The sequence below is a fragment of the Agromyces ramosus genome (assembly GCF_004216665.1).
Lineage (GTDB): Bacteria > Actinomycetota > Actinomycetes > Actinomycetales > Microbacteriaceae > Agromyces > Agromyces ramosus.
Genome location: NZ_SGWY01000001.1, coordinates 1,230,751 through 1,248,461 on the forward strand (window position 1 = coordinate 1,230,751; position 17,711 = coordinate 1,248,461).

19 protein-coding genes are annotated in these 17,711 nt (G+C 71.0%); 8 read left to right on the forward strand and 11 right to left on the reverse strand.

Annotated elements, in window-relative coordinates:
- Positions 1-55 precede the first annotated feature (55 nt).
- On the reverse strand, positions 56-1,231 hold the full coding sequence (locus tag EV187_RS05800) for an alcohol dehydrogenase catalytic domain-containing protein (protein WP_130351997.1): 1,176 nt from the start codon (positions 1,229-1,231) through the stop codon (positions 56-58).
- Between the two features lie 121 nt (positions 1,232-1,352).
- Between EV187_RS05800 and EV187_RS05805 the strand changes: the two genes are divergently transcribed.
- The gene (locus tag EV187_RS05805) at positions 1,353-1,676 is read left to right on the forward strand and encodes a DUF7882 family protein (protein ID WP_130351998.1); all 324 of its coding nucleotides are present in this window, start codon (positions 1,353-1,355) and stop codon (positions 1,674-1,676) included.
- Positions 1,677-1,733: 57 nt separating this feature from the next.
- Here EV187_RS05805 and EV187_RS05810 read toward each other — a convergent pair whose 3' ends face one another.
- From EV187_RS05810 to EV187_RS18320, 3 genes are all read right to left on the reverse strand, one after another.
- Entirely contained in the window at positions 1,734-1,955 is a 222-nt protein-coding gene (locus tag EV187_RS05810; RefSeq protein WP_130351999.1) for a hypothetical protein, read from the reverse strand.
- A 48-nt stretch (positions 1,956-2,003) separates the two neighbouring features.
- Positions 2,004-2,396: a DUF7882 family protein gene (locus tag EV187_RS05815; protein ID WP_242609448.1), complete on the reverse strand. Its 393-nt coding sequence runs from the start codon at positions 2,394-2,396 to the stop codon at positions 2,004-2,006.
- A 110-nt stretch (positions 2,397-2,506) separates the two neighbouring features.
- A complete protein-coding gene (locus tag EV187_RS18320; protein WP_165391117.1) occupies positions 2,507-2,671 on the reverse strand; it encodes a hypothetical protein in 165 nt (54 codons plus the stop codon).
- Positions 2,672-3,042: 371 nt separating this feature from the next.
- Between EV187_RS18320 and EV187_RS05820 the strand changes: the two genes are divergently transcribed.
- Genes EV187_RS05820 through EV187_RS05830 form a run of 3 tightly spaced genes read left to right on the forward strand, consistent with a single transcriptional unit; the run spans position 3,043 to position 5,220 of the window.
- A complete protein-coding gene (locus EV187_RS05820) occupies positions 3,043-3,927 on the forward strand; it encodes an SDR family oxidoreductase (protein WP_242609449.1) in 885 nt (294 codons plus the stop codon).
- Between the two features lie 36 nt (positions 3,928-3,963).
- On the forward strand, positions 3,964-4,230 hold the full coding sequence (locus EV187_RS05825; protein WP_130352000.1) for a DUF7218 family protein: 267 nt from the start codon (positions 3,964-3,966) through the stop codon (positions 4,228-4,230).
- A 9-nt stretch (positions 4,231-4,239) separates the two neighbouring features.
- A complete protein-coding gene (locus EV187_RS05830) occupies positions 4,240-5,220 on the forward strand; it encodes a DNA topoisomerase IB (RefSeq protein WP_130352001.1) in 981 nt (326 codons plus the stop codon).
- A gap of 49 nt (positions 5,221-5,269) precedes the next feature.
- Here EV187_RS05830 and EV187_RS05835 read toward each other — a convergent pair whose 3' ends face one another.
- Positions 5,270-5,614, reverse strand: a complete 345-nt coding sequence (locus EV187_RS05835) for a DUF7882 family protein (protein WP_130352002.1) — start codon at positions 5,612-5,614, stop codon at positions 5,270-5,272.
- Between the two features lie 22 nt (positions 5,615-5,636).
- Positions 5,637-8,228, reverse strand: a complete 2,592-nt coding sequence (locus EV187_RS05840; RefSeq protein WP_130352003.1) for an ATP-dependent DNA ligase — start codon at positions 8,226-8,228, stop codon at positions 5,637-5,639.
- A 148-nt stretch (positions 8,229-8,376) separates the two neighbouring features.
- Here EV187_RS05840 and ku point away from each other — a divergent pair, with 148 nt between their 5' ends.
- The gene (gene ku / locus EV187_RS05845; RefSeq protein ID WP_130352004.1) at positions 8,377-9,348 is read left to right on the forward strand and encodes a non-homologous end joining protein Ku; all 972 of its coding nucleotides are present in this window, start codon (positions 8,377-8,379) and stop codon (positions 9,346-9,348) included.
- Positions 9,349-9,411: 63 nt separating this feature from the next.
- Here the strand turns inward: ku and EV187_RS05850 are convergent, their stop codons facing one another.
- Positions 9,412-9,831, reverse strand: a complete 420-nt coding sequence (locus tag EV187_RS05850; protein ID WP_130352005.1) for a hypothetical protein — start codon at positions 9,829-9,831, stop codon at positions 9,412-9,414.
- 186 nt (positions 9,832-10,017) lie between these two features.
- On the opposite strand from EV187_RS05850, the gene EV187_RS05855 reads away from it, so the two are divergent.
- From EV187_RS05855 to EV187_RS05865, 3 genes are all read left to right on the forward strand, one after another.
- Positions 10,018-10,284 carry a hypothetical protein gene (locus EV187_RS05855; RefSeq protein ID WP_130352006.1) on the forward strand — a complete coding sequence of 89 codons (267 nt, stop codon included), beginning with the start codon at positions 10,018-10,020 and terminating at the stop codon, positions 10,282-10,284.
- 37 nt (positions 10,285-10,321) lie between these two features.
- A complete protein-coding gene (locus EV187_RS05860) occupies positions 10,322-10,522 on the forward strand; it encodes a hypothetical protein (RefSeq protein WP_130352007.1) in 201 nt (66 codons plus the stop codon).
- A 136-nt stretch (positions 10,523-10,658) separates the two neighbouring features.
- A complete protein-coding gene (locus EV187_RS05865; RefSeq protein WP_130352008.1) occupies positions 10,659-12,635 on the forward strand; it encodes a PxKF domain-containing protein in 1,977 nt (658 codons plus the stop codon).
- 67 nt (positions 12,636-12,702) lie between these two features.
- Here the strand turns inward: EV187_RS05865 and EV187_RS05870 are convergent, their stop codons facing one another.
- The 4 genes from EV187_RS05870 to EV187_RS05885 are packed head-to-tail and all read right to left on the reverse strand — an operon-like array spanning position 12,703 to position 17,670.
- Positions 12,703-14,127 (reverse strand): NAD(P)/FAD-dependent oxidoreductase, encoded by a 1,425-nt coding sequence (locus EV187_RS05870; protein ID WP_130352278.1) that lies wholly within the window; start codon positions 14,125-14,127, stop codon positions 12,703-12,705.
- 35 nt (positions 14,128-14,162) lie between these two features.
- Entirely contained in the window at positions 14,163-15,857 is a 1,695-nt protein-coding gene (locus tag EV187_RS05875) for a dipeptide ABC transporter ATP-binding protein (protein ID WP_130352009.1), read from the reverse strand.
- Positions 15,854-16,717, reverse strand: coding sequence for an ABC transporter permease (locus EV187_RS05880; protein ID WP_130352010.1), 864 nt, complete (start codon positions 16,715-16,717; stop codon positions 15,854-15,856). The genes EV187_RS05875 and EV187_RS05880 overlap by 4 nt, the downstream gene beginning before the upstream one ends.
- Positions 16,714-17,670: an ABC transporter permease gene (locus tag EV187_RS05885; protein WP_130352011.1), complete on the reverse strand. Its 957-nt coding sequence runs from the start codon at positions 17,668-17,670 to the stop codon at positions 16,714-16,716. Before EV187_RS05885 ends, EV187_RS05880 begins: the two co-directional genes overlap by 4 nt.
- Positions 17,671-17,711 lie beyond the last annotated feature (41 nt).

Consider the following 17,711-nt stretch of genomic DNA (forward strand, 5'->3'; position numbering starts at 1 on the left):
CGTAGCCGCGTTGAAGGGGCTTGACAGAAGCGGTTCTCGGGACCGGGCGATCGGGTCAGGGCTTCAGCACGACCTTGATGCAGCCGTCCTCCTTGTTGCGGAACTTCTCGTACATCTCGGGCGCCTGCTCGAGCGGGACCCGGTGCGTGGCGAGGTCCTCGAGCCCGAGCGGATCCGCCGAGCCCTCGGCCAGCGGAAGCAGCTCCGGAAGCCACTGGTGCACGTTGCACTGGCCGAATCGCATCGTCAGCTGCTTGTCGAAGATCGTCATCATGGGCATCGGGTCGAGGCTGCCGGCGTAGACGCCGCTCACCGACACGGCTCCCCCGCGTCGCACCAGTTCGATCGCGAAGTGCAGCGCGGCGAGCCGGTCGACCCCGGCCTTCGTCATGATCGGCTTCGCGAGGCTATCGGGGAGCACGCCCACCGCCGACTGCGCGAACGCCGTGCCGGGGTTGCCGTGCGCCTCGAGGCCGACGGCGTCGACGACGGCGTCGGGTCCGCGGCCCTCGGTCGCATCGCGGATCGCCTCGGCAGCCTCGCCGCCCAGATCGTGCACGGTCGCGCCGTACCGCTCGGCCATGAGGCGCCGCTCGGGCACCGGGTCCACGGCGTGCACGTGCACGTCGTGATGGCGCGCGATGCGGGTGACGAGCTGGCCGACCGGCCCGAGGCCCAGGACGGCGAGCGTGCCTCCCGGTGGGACGCCCGCGTACCTGAAGCCCTGCCAGGCCGTCGGCAGGATGTCGCTCAGGAACAGGTACCGCTCATCGGGAAGGTCGTGACCGACCACCTGCGCGTTCGCGTCGGCCCGGCGCACCCGCAGGTACTCGGCCTGCCCGCCAGGGATCTCCCCGTAGAGCTCGGTGTAGCCGTACAGTTCGGCGCCGGTGCCGTGCGCGCGATTCTGCGTCGTCTCGCACTGCGTGGTGAGGCCTCGCGCGCACATGAAGCAGTGCCCGCACGAGATCACGAAGGGAATCACCACGCGGTCGCCGACCGAGATGCGCCGGACGTCGGCACCCACCTCCTCGACGACGCCCATCGTCTCGTGCCCCAGGATGTCTCCGCGATGCAGGAACGGCCCGAGCACGTCGTACAGGTGCAGGTCCGACCCGCAGATCGCCGCGGCGGTGACGCGGATGACCACGTCGGTCGGATCGACGATGGCCGGATCGGGAACCTCGACGACTCTGACGTCTTTCGCGGCGTGCCAGGTGAGCGCTTTCATGCCCTCGTTCCTAGGCGGTGAGGCCAGCCGCGGGCAGGGGGTTGACCGGCTCGCGGGTCCCGTTACCCGAACGTTCTCGTCGGCGGTGTCGAGGCTCCGCCGGGGCGACTAGAGTCTGGCCATGGGCAAGTTCATCTACAACTCCTCCGTGCGCGAGATCGAGATCGAGGATCGCACCCTGGCCCACCTGCGCGTCGCGATCCTCAACAAGCTGCGGCGTTCGGAGAGCTTCGCGATGACCTGGGAGCACGGCGTGGAGAACGGCAGCGGCCGCACCACGATCTGGCTGCACGAGTCGATCCCCCTGCAGTTCGTCTTCAGCGGCAACCGGCCGCCGAAGCTCAACCGCCTGTGGATCGAGCAGATGCTGCTCTCGGCCAACAGCACCGCCGGCCTGCAGTTCGTGCCGGAGCCCGCGGAGAACGACCCGATCGACGCCGAGTAGCGCGCACCGGGGCGTCGACCCTCGATCGAAGCGTAGCCGGTCGGGCCGGGGCGACCCTCAGTCGACCGCCTCGATCTGCGTGATGACGAACCGCTGCTCGGCGGGTGTCAGCCGATCGGGCGCCGCGCCGCCGGTGATCGACTCGATCTCGGCCACGGTCTCGGCGTCGAGGTCGGCATCGAGCTCGGCGAGCAGTCGATGCTTCGCCTCGATCGAGAGGTGCGGCCACCAGCGTTCGATCTCCACACGGCCCGCAGCCGTGTCCTCCGTCATGCCCATGTGCTCCTCCTCCGACGACGTCCCCCGTTGGTCGAGCGGCATGCTCGGTCAGGCGGGCTGGGACTCGGTGTCGACCTCGATCTCCTGCACGTCGGCGCCGACGTGCACCGGCTGGTCGGGCATCGTCGCGATCGGGTCGGTGTCGAGGTGCTCGGGAACGAGGCGGATGCCGCCCGTGCTGTTGGCGGAGCGCATCAGCTCCTCGATCCAGGTGCGGCTGAGTTCGGGTGTCTCGGGCTCGTCGAAGACGAACCGGAGTGGGATCGACGGGTGCAGCCAGAGGGTGCTGCGCCCCCGCGGCTGCTCGTCGGTGTGCTGCCACGACAGGGTGAAGCTCTCGCCGCGGCGCAGCTTCGTCGTGATCGCGACCTTGAGGTGCGCGAGCGCTCGGTCCTCGATGCCGATCGGGGTTCCCGAGTCTCCGTAGTACAACGTTCCCACGGGATCAGCATAGGCCGACGCGGGCCCCGTCGCGCCACCAATCTCACGACCACGTCGAAGGAGCGGGCGGCCCGAAGGCCGCCCGCTCCCTGACGTTGCGTTGCGATGGATCAGACCGTGCGGTTTCCGCTCAGGTAGCGCACGAGGAACACGATGGCCGCGATGACCAGCAGCACGATGCCGACCCACAGCAGGAAGTTCAGCGTGGGGACCACACCGCCGGTGATGAGCAGGATGATCGCTGCGATGGCGAGGATGGCGACGAGGATGTTCATGATCTCTCCTTCACGAGATCCGCACCCGTGGTGACGGGAGCGGATGACGGCTCCGCCGGTGCTTGGCGGAACCTGGGACGAGGGTACGTCCGTGTCTCCGACGGTATTGGCGCGCCGGCCGGGGCGGCTAGGGGTTGACCCCCGTTCGCGGGGCGTGCTAGCGGGTGAACGGCCCCGGATCCGCGAGTTCATGCGGATCGCGGCATCCGTCGGTCGATCAGCGGGTTCACGTGAGGGCGCCTTGGGGGTCTTCGCCGGGTCCCGCGAGGCCGCTCGACGGCCGCCGGATCACGCGCCCCGCTCGGCCTTGTCAACCCCCTGCGGCGGTCGGGAGCGCCGCGTAGCGTGGCTGGCGATCGAAGGGGGGCCTTGTGATCAACGATCAGCTCATCGATCCGACCACGAAGCACACGACCGACCCGTTCCCGCGACAGGAGCAGGCGCCACCCGGACTCACCGAGCGCATGGCGCCCCAGCCCGACCACGGCGAGCAGAGCTATCGCGGCAATCGCCGCCTCGAGGGGCGGCGCGCCCTGATCACCGGCGGCGACTCCGGGATCGGCCGGGCGGTCGCGATCGCGTTCGCCCGCGAGGGCGCCAACGTCGCGATCGCCTACCTGCCGAGCGAGCAGGTGGATGCCGAGGAGACCGCGCAGTGGATCTCCGATGCCGGCACCGACCCGTTGCTGCTGCCGGGCGACCTGCGCAGCGAGCAGCACTGCAAGGACCTGGTGGCGCATACCGAGCAGGCGTTCGGCGGGCTCGACCTGCTCGTGCTGAACGCGGCGCACCAGCGCAACCGCGGCGGGATCGACGAGATCCCGACCGACGACTTCGAGCACGTCGTGCGGGTGAACCTGTTCGCGCCGGTGTTCCTCGCCCGGGCGGCGGTGCCGCTCATGGAGGCGGGCTCGAGCATCATCACCACGACGTCGATCCAGGGGTTCGACCCGTCGAACGAACTGGTCGACTACGCGATGACGAAGGCGGCGCTGGTCGCGTTCACGAAGGCGCTGGCCGAGGAGCTCGGACCCCGCGGCATCCGCGTGAACGCCGTCGCACCCGGGCCGATCTGGACGCCGCTCATCCCGGCGACCGGCTGGCCCGACCACCTGCCCGAGTTCGGGCGCAACACCCCGCTCGGCCGCGCCGGGCAGCCCGCCGAGCTGGCCGGCGCCTACGTGTACCTCGCGTCGGACGACGCGTCGTACGTGTCGGGGGCCGTGCTGCCGGTGACCGGCGGCCGCGGGCTCTGACACCGCAGCAACGACGCAAGGAGAGGAGAACCCACCATGCCGGGACGCAAGAACGCATCGCTCAAGGACCCCGAACTCTACGGGGAGCTCCGCGAGGACGGCGCGTCGAAGGAGAAGGCGGCGCGGATCTCGAACGCGGCGGCGGCCCAGGGTCGCAGCGCGGTCGGCCGCAAGGGCGGCAAGCACGGCGACTACGAGGACTGGACCGTCGAGCAGCTGCGCAAGCGCGCGAAGGAGATCGGCATCACCGGGTACAGCGGCAAGCGCAAGGCCGAGCTCATCTCGGCGCTGCGCAACCACTGAGCCAGCCGGATGCCGCGCCTCAGGCGGGTCGAGCCCTACGTCTCGCCCGGGTTCACCAGGGTTCGCCGGGGGCGCGGCTTCGGCTACGTGCACACCGACGGCGGCACCGCCGGGCGGGCTGAGCGGGCACGCATCGCCGAGCTCGCCGTGCCGCCCGCCTGGGAGGACGTGTGGATCGCGGATGCCCCGAACGCGCACATCCTCGCGGTCGGCGTCGACGCCGCGGGGCGCCGACAGTACCTCTACCACCCGGTGTGGCGCGAGAAGCAGGACGCGGAGAAGTTCCTGCGCATGACCGCGCTGGCCGAGGTGCTGCCCGCGGCGAGGCGTACGGTGCAGCGCGACCTCGCCCTCGAGGCGCTCCCTCGCGAGCGGGTGCTCGCCGCCGCGTTCCGCACGCTCGACCTCGGGGCCATCCGGATCGGCTCCGAGGAGTCGCTGGCGGGCTTCCGCAGCCGCGGCCTCACGACCCTGCTGGTGCGCAACGCCAGGCTCGATCCCCCCGAGACGGTGCGGTTCCGCTTCCGCGCGAAGGGCGGCATCGCCCAGGACGTGCAGGTGACGGATGCCGCGCTCGCGACGTTCGTCGAGCACAACGCGGAGCGGTCGGCCGCGGCACGGCTCTACGCCTGGTCGGAGGGCCGGCGGATGCGCGCGGCGATCGCCGCCGACGTGAACGACGACATCCGCGCCCGCACCGGCGGGGACTTCACGGCGAAGGACTTCCGCACGCTGCGCGGCACGATCGCGGCGGCCGATCGGCTCGCCCAGCTCGGCGTCGAGCGCACCGCACGGGCGCGCGGCCGGGCCATCCGCGACGCCATCGAGCATGCGAGCCAGGTGCTCGGCAACACGCCGACGATCGCGAAGGCGAGCTACGTCGACCCTCGCGTGGTCGTCGCGTACGAGCGCGGGCGCACGATCAGCCTGCGCGGCGGCAGGGAGACTGCGCTGCTCGGCCTGCTCGTCGACGATGCCGGCGAGGCCTGAGGCTGCCGGCGAGGCCCGACGCTGCCGGCGAGCCCCGAGGCGGCGGCGGTCAGGCCGCGATCACCGGCTGGGTGTCGGACCGGGGCTCCTCGGTGTCGATGTGCTCGACGACGAGCAGGATGCCGCCGGTGCTGTTCGCCGACCGCAGGAGGTCCTCGATCCACTCGCGGTTCAGCTCGGGGGCCTCGGGCTCGTCGAACACGAACCTCAGCGGGATGGTCGGATGCACCCAGATGGTGCTCCGGCCGCGCGGCTGATCATCGGGGTGCATCCACGACAGGGTGAAGCTCTCCCCTCGGCGGAGCTTCGTCGTGATCGCGAACTTGACGTGCGCCAGCGCACGGTCCTCGATTCCGATGGGGGTGCCGGAATCGCCGTAGTAGAGGGTGCCCACGCACGAAGAGTACCGGGCGGGATCACGATTCGCGTACCACCTCACCGGGCGGCTTGTCGGGTCGCAGTCCACGCCACCGCGGATGCCGCGCGACGCCCGTTCGGGTCCATTCGCCGAACTCGATCTCGCCCACCAGCTCGGGTCGCAGCCACACCGCGTCCAACGCGTCGGGGGCGGGCACGTCGAGGAACGGTGAAGCCGCCTGCTCGAGGTCTCCGAGGCGCCGGAGGAGGCGATCGAGCTCGACCTCGCGGAAGCCGCTGCCGACGCGACCGGCGTACTCGAGGCCGTGTTCGCCAGGGATCCCGACGAGCAGGGATCGGATGCGACCGGTGCGCGTGCCGCTCCCCTTGCGGTAGCCGCCGATGACGACCTCCTGGGTGCGCGTGAGCTTGAGCTTCACCCAGTCCTCCGACCGCGCGCCGGGACGGTAGGGCGAGTCGGGGCGCTTCGCGACGAGCCCCTCGAGCCCGAGCCGACGGCTCTCCTCGAACGCCTCCTCGGGCGTTCCGGATGCCGCGGCGGGCAGCTCGACCGGGATGCCGCGTCGCGGGCGCACGAGTCGCTCGAGCAGCTCGCGCCGCCGCGCGTAGGGCTCGGACATCACCGAGGAGCCCGCGATCTCGAGCACGTCGAAGAGCAGCAGCCGCACGGGCACGGCGGGGAGGACGCGCTCGATCTCACGCGGGCGAGCGAGGTTCATCCGCTGCTGGATCCGCTCGAAGCTCGGCCGGCCCAGCTCGTCGAGCGCGACGATCTCGCCGTCGACGAGCGCGTCCCCGCGGAGCACGTGAGGCAGACCGGCCAGCTCGGGGTAGGTGGCGGTCACGTCGTTGCCCCTGCGACTCAGCAGGCGGATGCCGCCGCCGTCGGCGCGGGCGAGCACGCGGATGCCGTCCCACTTCCACTCGAGGGCCCACTCGCCCCGCGAGACGATGCCGAGCGTGCCCGACGTCGCGAGCATCGGTCGCACGAGGATCGGCTCGACCTCGTGGGGTCCGTCGGGGTCGTCGTCCTCCGCGTCGGATGCCCCGTCCGCATCGGGTGCGGCGGCGGTGGCGTCGGCGTCGGCGTCGGCGTCGGCACGGGGCTCGGCGTCGGCATCGGCGTCGGCATCGGCATCGGCATCGGCATCGGCATCGGCGGCATCCGTGACCCGTGCGGCGCCGCCCGCGGCATCCGCTGCCGTCTCGCTCGAGTGCCGCGCCTTCGACGACGGGCTCCAGTGACCCGGCCGCTGGTCCTTCATGCGGTGCAGGAGCCAGCTGCTCTTCTCGCCCGACCCGTCGGTGCGGATGAGCGCGAGGCGCACGCGGCCGCCGAGCGGACCGCCGGGCTGTCCGTCGAGGTCGATGATGACCTCCTCGTCGCGCCACTTCTCGGTTTCGTAGGTGCCCGCGTCCCAGATGGTCATCGAGCCCGCACCGTACTCCCCCGCCGGGATGGTGCCCTCGAAGGTCGCGTACTCCATCGGGTGGTCCTCGGTCTGCACGGCGAGGTGGTTCACGCCCGAGCTCTCGGGAACGCCCTTCGGCACCGCCCAGCTCTTCAGCACGCCATCGCGCTCGAGCCGCAGGTCGAAGTGCAGGCGGCGCGCGTGGTGCTCCTGGATCACGAAGCGGGGATCGCCGCCCGACGGCTGACCCCAGCTCGACGAGGGCATCGGTTCGGGTGTGACCCCGGTCGTGCGCATCGACAGGTACTCCGCGAGCGGGCCGTCGTGTGACGCCGCCGTGATCACCGCGAGCGGGTCGTCACCGGATGCCACGCGCTCGAGCACCTCGTGCGCCTCGAGGTGGCGCAGGTCGGGGTCCTCGAGCTCCTCCCACGTGCGCGGGGCCGCCACCGTCGGACGGAACCGGCCGCGCAGGGAGTACGGGGCGATCGTCGTCTTCTTGCCGTTGTTCTGGCTCCAGTCGATGAGCACGCGGCCCTCGCGGAGGGTCTTGCGCATGCTCGACACGATGAGCTCGGGGTGGTCGGCCTCGAGGGCCTTCGCGAGCTCGCGAGCCACGGCGGAGGCCTGGTCGGACGTCTGCCGGCCGTCGAGCGCCGCGTAGAGGTGGATGCCCTTGCTGCCGCTGGTCACGGGCATGGCGTCGAGGCCCATGCCGGCCAGGAGGTCCCGCACGAGCCGGGCGGCCTCGGCGCACTCGGGCAGGCCCATGCCGGGCCCGGGGTCGAGGTCGAACACGATCCGGTCGGGGTTCGCGGGCCGGCCCTGCGCGTCGAAGCGCCACTGCGGCACGTGCAGCTCGAGCGCGGCCTGCTGGGCGAGCCAGACGAGCGTGGCCCGATCGCCCGCGATCGGGTAGTCCTTGTCGCCGTCGGAGTGGTGGATCACGCCCCGCCGGATCCAGTCGGGCGCGTGCGACTCGAGGTTCTTCTCGAAGAACGCCGACTGCGGGGCATCCGGGGTGCCGACGCCGTGCACCCAGCGCTTGCGCGTGACCGGACGGCCCGCGACGAGCGGCACCATGACCGGGGCGACCTCCGCGTAGTAGGAGATCACCTCGCCCTTGGTCATGCCCGTCTCGGGATACATGACCTTGTCGAGGTTCGTCAGCCGGAGTCTCCGGCCGTCGACCTCCACGAGCTGGCGTGCCTCGGCCATGCCCCAATCATGCCCGGCTCACCTTGTGAAGTGACGCGAATCGTCCATCCGAGCACGAGGAAGGAACGATTCGCGTCACCTCGCAATCCGAGCGCGGATGCCGCGAGGGGCTACCGCGCGGCATCCGCCGGGGTGTGTACTGGTAGGCATGCGAGCCGTCTGGAAGGGGGCGGTCACATTCGGCCTGGTCAATGTGCCCGTCAAGTTGTACAGCGCCACCGAGGACCACGACGTGTCACTGCACCAGGTGCACGACGAGGACGGCGGACGCATCCGCTATCAACGCGTCTGCGAGATCGACGGCAAGGTCGTCGACTACAAGAACATCGACAAGGCCTACGACGACGGTGAACGCACGGTGATCATCACCGACGAGGACCTGAAGTCGCTGCCCGCCGAGCGCAGCCGCGAGATCGAGGTCGTCGAGTTCGTGCCGACCGAGCAGATCGATCCGATCATGTTCGACAAGAGCTACTACCTCGAGCCCGACTCCGCGTCGAACAAGGCCTACGTGCTGCTGCGCCGCACGCTGGAGTCGACCGACAAGACCGCGATCGTGCAGATGGCGCTGCGCCAGAAGACGCGGCTCGCGGCGCTCCGCGTGTACGGCGACGTGCTCATGGTGCAGACGCTCCTGTGGAGCGACGAGGTGCGAGCGGCGAACTTCCCCTCGCTCGACGAGCCCGTCAAGATCTCGTCGAAGGAGCTCGACCTGTCGAAGCAGCTCGTCGAGAGCCTCGTGTCGGACTTCGAGCCCGAGCAATTCGTCGACGAGTACCAGAAGGAACTGCGCACCCTCATCACGGCGAAGCTCGAGCAGGGCGACGCCGTCGATACGGCCGCCACGTTCGGCGAGCAGCCCGAGCAGGAGGAGGGCGGCGAGGTCATCGACCTCATGGAGGCGCTGCGCCAGTCGATCGCGTCGAAGCGCGGCGGGTCGGATGCCGCGAAGGGCGGCACGAAGGCCGCGTCGGGCGGGTCGAAGTCGGCGTCGGCGAGCTCGACGCGATCGGCGAGCGGGTCGAAGTCGGGCGCCTCGGGCGGGTCGAAGTCCGCGTCGGGCTCTGGCGACGGCGCGAAGAAGAAGGCGCCGGCGGCGAAGAAGAAGGCCGCATCATGACGACGGCGCGCGACATCCGCTGATCGGATGCCGCGCGCCGCTCACGCGCGGTCACGCCCATCGCTACTCCGCCGAGCAGGCCTCGCTCGCCGACGTCGCTGCGTCCTGGATCGCCGTCTGGTGCTCGGCGACCGCCTCGGAGTCGACCTCGGCCTCGGGGTCGCTCGGCAGGGTCGCCGCGAACTCGGCCGCGTCGTCGAGCGCACCCGTGAGGGCCTCGAGCTCGGTGCTCACCTCGTCGCTGGTCGTCTCGCCGAGCTCGGTGACGCGGACGCTGTAGTCCTCCAGCGTCGACTGCACCTCGGAGGGGTCGCCCCCGGCGGCGAGCGCGTTCTGCGCGCCGTTCGAGATATCGCGCACCTCGCTCTGCACCGTCTCGCACGGGTCGGCGCTCGGCGAGGAGCCGCCGCCTCCCGCCGTGCAGCCCGAGAGCAGCAGAGCACCCGCGAAGACGAGCGCGGTGGACGTCATGATTCGTTGCATGGCATATCCCCCTGGATCGTGTTGGGATCCAGCCTAGCGACGACCCACCGACACGCGCTCGGGAACGGCGGCGGAGGCGCCGGTGACGGTGCCCGCCAGCGCGAACACCGGGCTGCGGCACGCGGCATCCGCTCATCCGCTGTCAAGGCCCTGCCGGCCGCCGGATCGCCGACCTACGCTCGCGATATGAGCACGCCAGACGAGACCGCCGCGCGACGCAACCCCGACGCCGGTGCCGATGACCCGGCCCCCCTCACGGATGCCGAGCAGGCGCGCAAGGACGTGAGCTACAGCCCGGGCAGCGAGGACGAGACCGCGGCGAAGCAGCGCGACCCGCTCCCCGACGGCCTGGACGAGGACATCGACGCCTCGCGGGTCCGTGCGGTGCCGGGCACCGGCGGGCCGGACGACGCGGGCGACGTCGACCTCGACCCCGACGAGGTCAGGCAGTGAGCCGCGGTCCCGCGGCCGTGAGGAGAGGAACACGACCATGACCGATTTCGTCGACCCGCTGGAGGAGCCGCTCGACGTCGACCGCGACCCGCGCCAGCCCCTGGACCCCGACGTGGACGAGGCGCTCGTCGACTCGGCGGAGGCCGACCGGCAGGCGGCCGAGGAGGGCACGAAGGTCACCAGCGCGAGCGAGGGCGACCCGATGGACGAGACGACGCCCGTCGACAACCTCGAGTAGCGCTCGCCCCCAGTTCGGGTCAATATCCGGATTTTCGACCGCCCTGCCCTTTCTCGTGCGTTCCGCTGCACGTAGCGTCGGTCCAATGGCTGCCCGAAACGGGTCTCGCCGCACCGACCCGAAGGTGGAACAACCCATGGAACGCATGCTCAAGCGGGCGGGGATGGCCGCGTCCGTCGCCCTCCTCACCATCGCAGGGGTGCTCGGCAGTACCCTCGTCGCACAGGCCGACACCCTGCAGGACACGATCGGCGACACCGTGGCCGACGCACTGGTCCTGGAGGCCGGAAGCCAGGCGACGGCGAGCGCGGGGATCCGCGTCATTGGCAACGCTGCACAGCAGGACCCCGACCCCGGCTGCAACATCGATGCGGGTGAGAGCGCCCTGGTGCTCGACGTGATCACGCCGACGGGCATCACCGCCACGCCCGACCCGCTCTCGATCACGGCCTGCGGGACGGACTTCCCGGTCGTCTTCAAGGCCGGCGCGAACGCGGTGAGCGGCACCGTCACGGTGGTAGTGACCTCGAGCCCCGCGGGTGGGGGCACGTACGTCAACCACGTGAGCATCCCCATCACGGTCACCCAGCCGCCGCCCGCCAACACCAAGCCGACGGTCTCGGTGCAGGGCGTCATCGCGGGGACCTACGAGATCGGATCCGTTCCCGCGGCGACCTGCGCCGTCTCCGACACCGAGGACGGCCCCAGCTCCTTCCCCGCCGCCATCAGCGGCACCCTCGTGCACGGCCTCGGCACGCAGACCGCGACGTGCGACCACACCGACACGGGCGGACTCGCCGCCGACACCGCCACGGTCACGTACACGGTCGGCGACACGGGCCTGCCGACGATCAGCCACGTGCTGAGCCCCGCCAACGCCAACGCCAACGGCTGGTATCGCACCAACGTGGGCGTGGCGTTCACCTGCGCCGACAGCGGTTCGGGCATCCAGTCCTGCGGGCCCGACACCGTGCTGTCCGAGGGCGCCGATCAGTCGTACACCGGCACCGCGACCGACTGGGCGGGCAACAGTACCTTGGACACCGTCTCGAACGTCGACATCGACACGACCATCCCGGAGATCACCTCGTCGCTCACCCCCGGCGATGGACCCAACCCCCACGGCTGGTACCGGGCCGCTGTGGTCATCGACTTCGAGTGCACCGACGACCTGTCGGGCATCGAGAGCTGCACTGGCGACACGACCATCGGCCAGGGAGGCCCCGTCTCGAGCACGGGAACCGCCACCGACCGCGCAGGCAACACCGCCGAGGCCACTGTGACGGGGATACGCGTCGACACGAGCGCCCCGGAGATCACCGCGACGCTCACCCCCGGCGATGGACCCAACTCCAACGGCTGGTACAACAAGCCCGTCCATGTTGGCTTCACCTGCAACGACGCGCTCTCCGGGATCGACACCTGCGAGGGGGACGTCGACCTCGGCGAAGGCGAGAACCTCTCGGCGACCGGCACCGCGACCGACCTGGCGGGCAACGTCACGGAGCGCGAGGTGTCCGACATCGACATCGACCTCACCGCGCCGGACGTCGCGTTCTCGGGTGCGTTCGGCTCGGCGTACTCCTTCGGCGACGTGCCGCCGGCGCCGTCCTGCACCGCCGACGACGAGCTGTCGGGTCTGGTGTCGCCATGCGTCGTGAGCGGTTACGGCACCGGCGTGGGCGAGCACACCCTGACGGCCACCGCGACCGACCGCGCCGGCAACGTCGCGACGCAGACCCTGCATTACACGGTTCTCGCGTGGAACCTCGCCGGCTTCTTCAATCCGGTCGACATGGGCGGCGTGTGGAACACGGTGAAGAACGGCAGCACGGTGCCCCTGAAGTTCGAGGTGTTCTCGGGTGCCACCGAGCTGACCAGCACCGCCGCGATCGATCGCTTCACGGTGGTCTCGACCGCCTGCCCCGGCGCCTCGGCCGCCACCGACCCGATCGAGTTCACCACGACCGGCGCAACCGCGCTGCGCTATGACGCGACTGCGGGCCAGTTCGTCCAGAACTGGGCGACGCCGAAGAAGGCGGGCACATGCGTCGTGGTCACGATGACGACCGACGACGGGTCCAGCATCGCCGCGAAGTTCATCCTCAAGTAGGCGACGCCGACGGCTGATTGAAACGAGGGGCCTCCGGCGCGTGCGCCCGAGGCCCCTCGTTCGCGCCCTACGAGTCGAACCCGAGGCCGAGCGCGTCGAGCGTCTTCAGGAGCACGTTGCGGCGACCCTGGCGGTGATCGGCTCGATCGAGCGACCAGCGCGTCAGGTTGATGCCGATGGATGCGGCCGGCTCGGGCGGGAACGGCCACGGCCGGTCGCGCACCATCTCGAGCGAAGTACGCTCGGTGTCGAGGCCGCGCAGCCGGTCGAGCATGACGTCGGCGGCGAAGCGGGCGGCACCGACGCCGAGCCCGGTGAAGCCGGCCGCGTACGCGACCTTTCCGCCCCGAGCGAGGCCGTAGAACGCGCAGAACCGGGTGCTCGCGTCGATCGCCCCCGACCAGCGGTGCGTGAATCGGGTGCCCTCGAGCTGCGGGAACGTCGTGAGGAAGTGGCTCGCGAGCTTCTCGAATGAGGAGCGACGGTCCTCGTACTCGGGCCTGATCCGGCCGCCGGCGTGGTAGATCGCGTCGTACCCACCGAACAGGATGCGGCCGTCGGCACTGAGCCGGTAATAGTGGAACTGGTTGGCCAGGTCGCTCACGCCCTGGCGGTTGCGCCAGGCGAGCTCGGCCAGGCGGTCGTCGCCGAGCGGCTCGGTCATGAGCACGTAGTCGTACACCGGCACGGTCATCAGCCGATTCCGCTTCAGCAGCGACGGGAACACGTTCGTCGCGAGCACGGCGCGATCGGCGCGCACCACGCCACGGTCGGTGACCACCTCGACGCGCGAACCGGCATCGTCGATGCGGCGCACGGGCGTGCGCTCGTGCACGACCACGCCGGCCTCGACGATGACGCGGGCGAGTTCGAGTGCCAGCTTCGCGGGATGCAGGATCGCGTTCGTGCGGCGGTCCCACCGGCCCGCGAGGTAGGTGGGCGACGCGATCTCGGCGCGTACCGACGACTCGTCGAGGAAGGCGTCGCGTCCGTCGTCGGAGTCGGGTCCGGCGATCCACGGCACCTGGTGCGGCTCGACCGCCACCGCGAGCATGCCGGTGCGCTCGAAGTCCACGTCCATGCGGTAGCGGCGCACGGTCGCCTCGATCTCGTCGAGATTCTCCAGCCCGAGTCGCGTGAGGGTGTCGATCTCGTCGGGCCAGCGCGAGCGGCCGTTCTCGTCGCCGTGGGTGAGGCTCGCTTCGCAGAACCCGCCGTTGCGTCCGGATGCCGCCCAGCCCACGCTCTCGGCCTCGAGCAGCACCACGCGCAGGCCGGGCTGCCGCTCGACGGCACGCAGCGCGGTCCAGAGCCCGGTGTAGCCGGCGCCGACGATCACGAGGTCGGCCTCGACGTCGCCCACGAGCGGCCCGTGGTCGACCCGCCGGCCCCGCACATCGTCGAGCCAGAACGGCGCCGCCACGGTGCCGCCGAGCGAGTGGGCGATCGCCGCGGGGCTGGGCTGCGAGCGCTCGAACACGGTCGTGCGCAGAGCGGGGCGCCGTGACCGGTCGACGATGGTGGCGTTCATGCGGGGACTCCCTCGGTGCGATCGATGGCGGCGAGTGCATCGAGGTCCCAGTCGGGCCTCGGCACGGAGTCGAGCAGTAGCCGCGTGTACGGATGCCGCGGACGCTCGAGCAGCGTGGCAGTGGCGCCGCGCTCGACGATCTCGCCGCTGCGCATCACGACGGTCTGCTCGCACACGCGGCGCACGACCGCGAGGTCGTGGCTGATGAAGAGGACCGTGAGGCCTCGCTCCCGTCGGATGCCGGCGACGAGGTCGAGCACCTGCGCCTGCACCGACACGTCGAGGGCGCTCGTCGCCTCGTCCATCACGAGCACGTCGGGCTCGACGGCGAGCGCGCGGGCGATCGCCACCCGCTGCCGCTGACCACCCGACAGGGTGCGCGGCACGGCGGTGGCGTGCCGCTCGCCGAGGCCGACCTGCTCGAGCAGGTCGAGCACGCGGGTCCGCGCGTCCCGGCTCGTGAGGGTCGAGTGCAGCCGCAGGGTGTCCTCGATGGCGCGGCCGGCCGAGATGCGGGGGTCGAGCGACAGGTACGGGTCCTGGAAGACCATCTGCACCGAGCGGGAATGGGCGAGCCGCTCCGCCCGCCTGCGTGGCATGGCCGTTCGCACGACACCGTCGACGAGGATCTCGCCCGTGTCGGCGGACTCCAGGCCGACGATCATGCGTGCGAGCGTCGACTTGCCCGATCCCGACTCCCCCACCACGGCGAGCGCGCTGCCGAGCGGGATCTCGATCGACGCGTCCACCACGGCACGGACCGGGGGCTTGCCGTGCAGGTGGTACGTCTTCGCGATGGAGCGCACGTCGAGCATGGGGGCTTCGGCGTCGACCGCCCGTGGGAGCTCGACGACGCTGCGGGGCGCGGATGCGGCATCCGTCGCCTCGCCGATCACGACCGGACCGAGCGGCCCGATGGAAGCGATCGTCGGCGTCGCCGCCACAAGCCGACGCGTGTACGCGGCCTGCGGGTTGCGGAACACCCGACGGGCGTCGCCCTCCTCCTCGACCCGGCCCGCGTTCATCACGTAGACCCGATCGCAGATCGAGGCGGCGAGGTTGAGGTCGTGCGTGATGAAGAGCATGCCCATGCCGCGGGTCGCGCGCTGCTCGCCGAGCACCGAGATGATCTCGGCCTGGGTGGTGACGTCGAGCGCCGTGGTCGGCTCGTCGCAGATCAGCAGGCGCGGGGAGCTCGTGAGCGCGCCGGCGATCATGACACGCTGCAGCATGCCGCCCGACAGCTCGTGGGGGTACTGGCGCAGGTGGTCCTCTGGACGGGGCAGGCGAACCGCCCGCAGCAGCTCGACGGCGCGCGCCTCGGCGTCGGACTTCGACCTGCCGTCGACGAGCCGGAGCGTCTCGGTGAGGTGGTCGCCGATGGTGCGCATCGGGTTGATGCCCGCTCGCGGGTCCTGGAAGACCATGCCGGCGCTCGATCGCCGGACCGCGAGCAGGTCGCCGGCCGGTGCACCGAGCACCTCGCGCCCGTCGAGGCGAACTGAGCCGCCGGTGGTCGCTCCACGGGGCTGCATGCCGAGCACCGACCTGGCCGTGAGCGACTTGCCGGAGCCGGATTCGCCGACCAGGCCGACGGTCTCGCCCACGGCCACCGTGAGCGAAACCCCGTCGAGGAGGCGGGTCCCGTCGGGCAGGTCGAGGGTGTAGTCGGAGATGTCGAGGAGTGTCATGCGGGGATCCCTCCGCCGATGCGGTCGGAGACTTCCTCGCCGATCACGTTGACGGCGACGACGACGATCACGACGGCCACGGCGGGCACGATCGCCGGCAGGAAGTGCCCGCCGAGCAGGCCGGCCTGGGCCTCGTTGATCATCGCGCCCCAGTCGGCGGTCGGCGCCTGCACGCCGAGGCCGAGGAACGACAGGGCCGCGAGCTCGGCGAGCACGTAGCCGAAGTTCAGCGTCGACTGGGCGCCGACGATGGGTGTCACGTTGGGCAGCACGCGGCGCGTGGCGATCCAGCCCCCCGAGAAGCCCTGCACCCGGTACGCGGAGACGTACGGGCGGCTCCGCTCCGAGGTGACGAGCGAGCGGGTGAGCCTGGCGACGAAGGGCGCATAGGCGATGCTCATGGCGATCACCGGCGCCACGAGGCCCTTGCCGAAGAGCGCGACCGCCATGATCGCGATGAGCAGCGCCGGGAATGCGAAGACGACGTCGAAGACGCGGCCGAGCACGGCGTCGATCCACCCGCCCCGCCAGCCGGCGAGGAGCCCGAGGAGGATGCCGAGGATCGTCGACGAGACGACGACGATCAGGGGTCCGAGCAGCGCGGTGCGCGCGCCGAAGATCATGCGGCTCAGGAGGTCGCGGCCCAGCGCGTCGGTGCCGAGCCAGTGCGCGGCGGTGGGTCCCGAGTACACGGCGGAGAGGTCGACCTGGTCGGGATCGTACGGTGCGATCCAGGGGGCGAACACGGCGGCGAGCGTCATCAGTGCGACGACGCCGAGGCTGACGACGAAGGCGGCGTCCGCACGGTGCACGCGCGGTGCACGAAGCACCTCGAGCGCGAGCGTGGGAGTGGCGGTCATCTGGCACCAGCTCCTGCGGCGGACCGGGGGTCGATCCAGGGTTCGAGGATGTCGATGATCGCGTTCACGACGACGAACGCGAACACGACGAACAGCACGATCGCCTGGACGACCGGGAAGTCGAGGCGGTCGACCGACTGCACGAGGAGCGAACCGATGCCGGCGAGCCCGAAGGCCGCCTCGACGATGGAGCTCGCCACGAGGAGGCCGGCCACGAGGAGCCCGCTCACCGTGAGGATCGGCCCGATCGCGTTGCGGAGCACGTGCCGGCGGATCACCGTGCCGCGCTTCAGACCGCGACTCGTGGCGACCTCGACGTGCTCGCGGCCGAGCTGGTCGACCATCGACGAGCGGGTCACCTTGCCGACGAGCACGACGAACACGACCGCGAGGGCGATCGACGGCAGCACGAGGTGGTACAGCGTGTCGAGGAACCCCTCACCCGAGCCGAACGACGGAAACCAGCCGAGCTGCACCGCGAACACCGCGATGAGCACGATCGATCCGACGAACGACGGGATCGCGCCGAGCATCGTGAGGAAGACGAGCACCGATCGATCGAGCACGCGGCCGCGCTTGAGCGCGGCGATGATGCCCGCCGTGAGCCCGACGATCGCGATCATGGCGCCGGCCATGAGGACGAGCCCGAGCGTCACGGGCAGGCGCTCGCCGATCACCGTGGTCACGTCCTGCCGGTACTGCAGCGACCGGCCGAAGTCGCCCACCAGCACGCCTCCGAGCCACTGCAGGTACTGCTGCCATGGCGGGAGGTCGAGCCCGTACTGAGCGGTGACCTGCGCGATCGCCTCGGGCGTCGGCTTGCGCCCGCGGAGCAGGAAGCTCACCGGGTCGCCCGGCACCAGGAAGCGCGAGAAGAAGACCAGCAGCGAGGCCAGGAACAACGTGAGGAGCAGGGCGCCGAGCTTGCCGGCCACCCGGCGGCCGGCGGTCATGAGGCGACCGCCGATCCGCCTGGCCGGCCGAGGTGCCGACG

Excerpts from the sequence above, each read along its gene's own strand:
- EV187_RS05800 (WP_130351997.1), bottom strand. The coding sequence starts at position 1,231 with ATGAAAGCGCTCACCTGGCACGCCGCGAAAGACGTCAGAGTCGTCGAG.
- EV187_RS05805 (WP_130351998.1), top strand. The coding sequence starts at position 1,353 with ATGGGCAAGTTCATCTACAACTCCTCCGTGCGCGAGATCGAGATCGAG.
- EV187_RS05810 (WP_130351999.1), bottom strand. The coding sequence starts at position 1,955 with ATGGGCATGACGGAGGACACGGCTGCGGGCCGTGTGGAGATCGAACGC.
- EV187_RS18320 (WP_165391117.1), bottom strand. The coding sequence starts at position 2,671 with ATGAACATCCTCGTCGCCATCCTCGCCATCGCAGCGATCATCCTGCTC.
- EV187_RS05825 (WP_130352000.1), top strand. The coding sequence starts at position 3,964 with ATGCCGGGACGCAAGAACGCATCGCTCAAGGACCCCGAACTCTACGGG.
- EV187_RS05830 (WP_130352001.1), top strand. The coding sequence starts at position 4,240 with ATGCCGCGCCTCAGGCGGGTCGAGCCCTACGTCTCGCCCGGGTTCACC.
- EV187_RS05840 (WP_130352003.1), bottom strand. The coding sequence starts at position 8,228 with ATGGCCGAGGCACGCCAGCTCGTGGAGGTCGACGGCCGGAGACTCCGG.
- ku (WP_130352004.1), top strand. The coding sequence starts at position 8,377 with ATGCGAGCCGTCTGGAAGGGGGCGGTCACATTCGGCCTGGTCAATGTG.
- EV187_RS05850 (WP_130352005.1), bottom strand. The coding sequence starts at position 9,831 with ATGCAACGAATCATGACGTCCACCGCGCTCGTCTTCGCGGGTGCTCTG.
- EV187_RS05855 (WP_130352006.1), top strand. The coding sequence starts at position 10,018 with ATGAGCACGCCAGACGAGACCGCCGCGCGACGCAACCCCGACGCCGGT.
- EV187_RS05860 (WP_130352007.1), top strand. The coding sequence starts at position 10,322 with ATGACCGATTTCGTCGACCCGCTGGAGGAGCCGCTCGACGTCGACCGC.
- EV187_RS05865 (WP_130352008.1), top strand. The coding sequence starts at position 10,659 with ATGGAACGCATGCTCAAGCGGGCGGGGATGGCCGCGTCCGTCGCCCTC.
- EV187_RS05875 (WP_130352009.1), bottom strand. The coding sequence starts at position 15,857 with ATGACACTCCTCGACATCTCCGACTACACCCTCGACCTGCCCGACGGG.
- EV187_RS05880 (WP_130352010.1), bottom strand. The coding sequence starts at position 16,717 with ATGACCGCCACTCCCACGCTCGCGCTCGAGGTGCTTCGTGCACCGCGC.
- EV187_RS05885 (WP_130352011.1), bottom strand. The coding sequence starts at position 17,670 with ATGACCGCCGGCCGCCGGGTGGCCGGCAAGCTCGGCGCCCTGCTCCTC.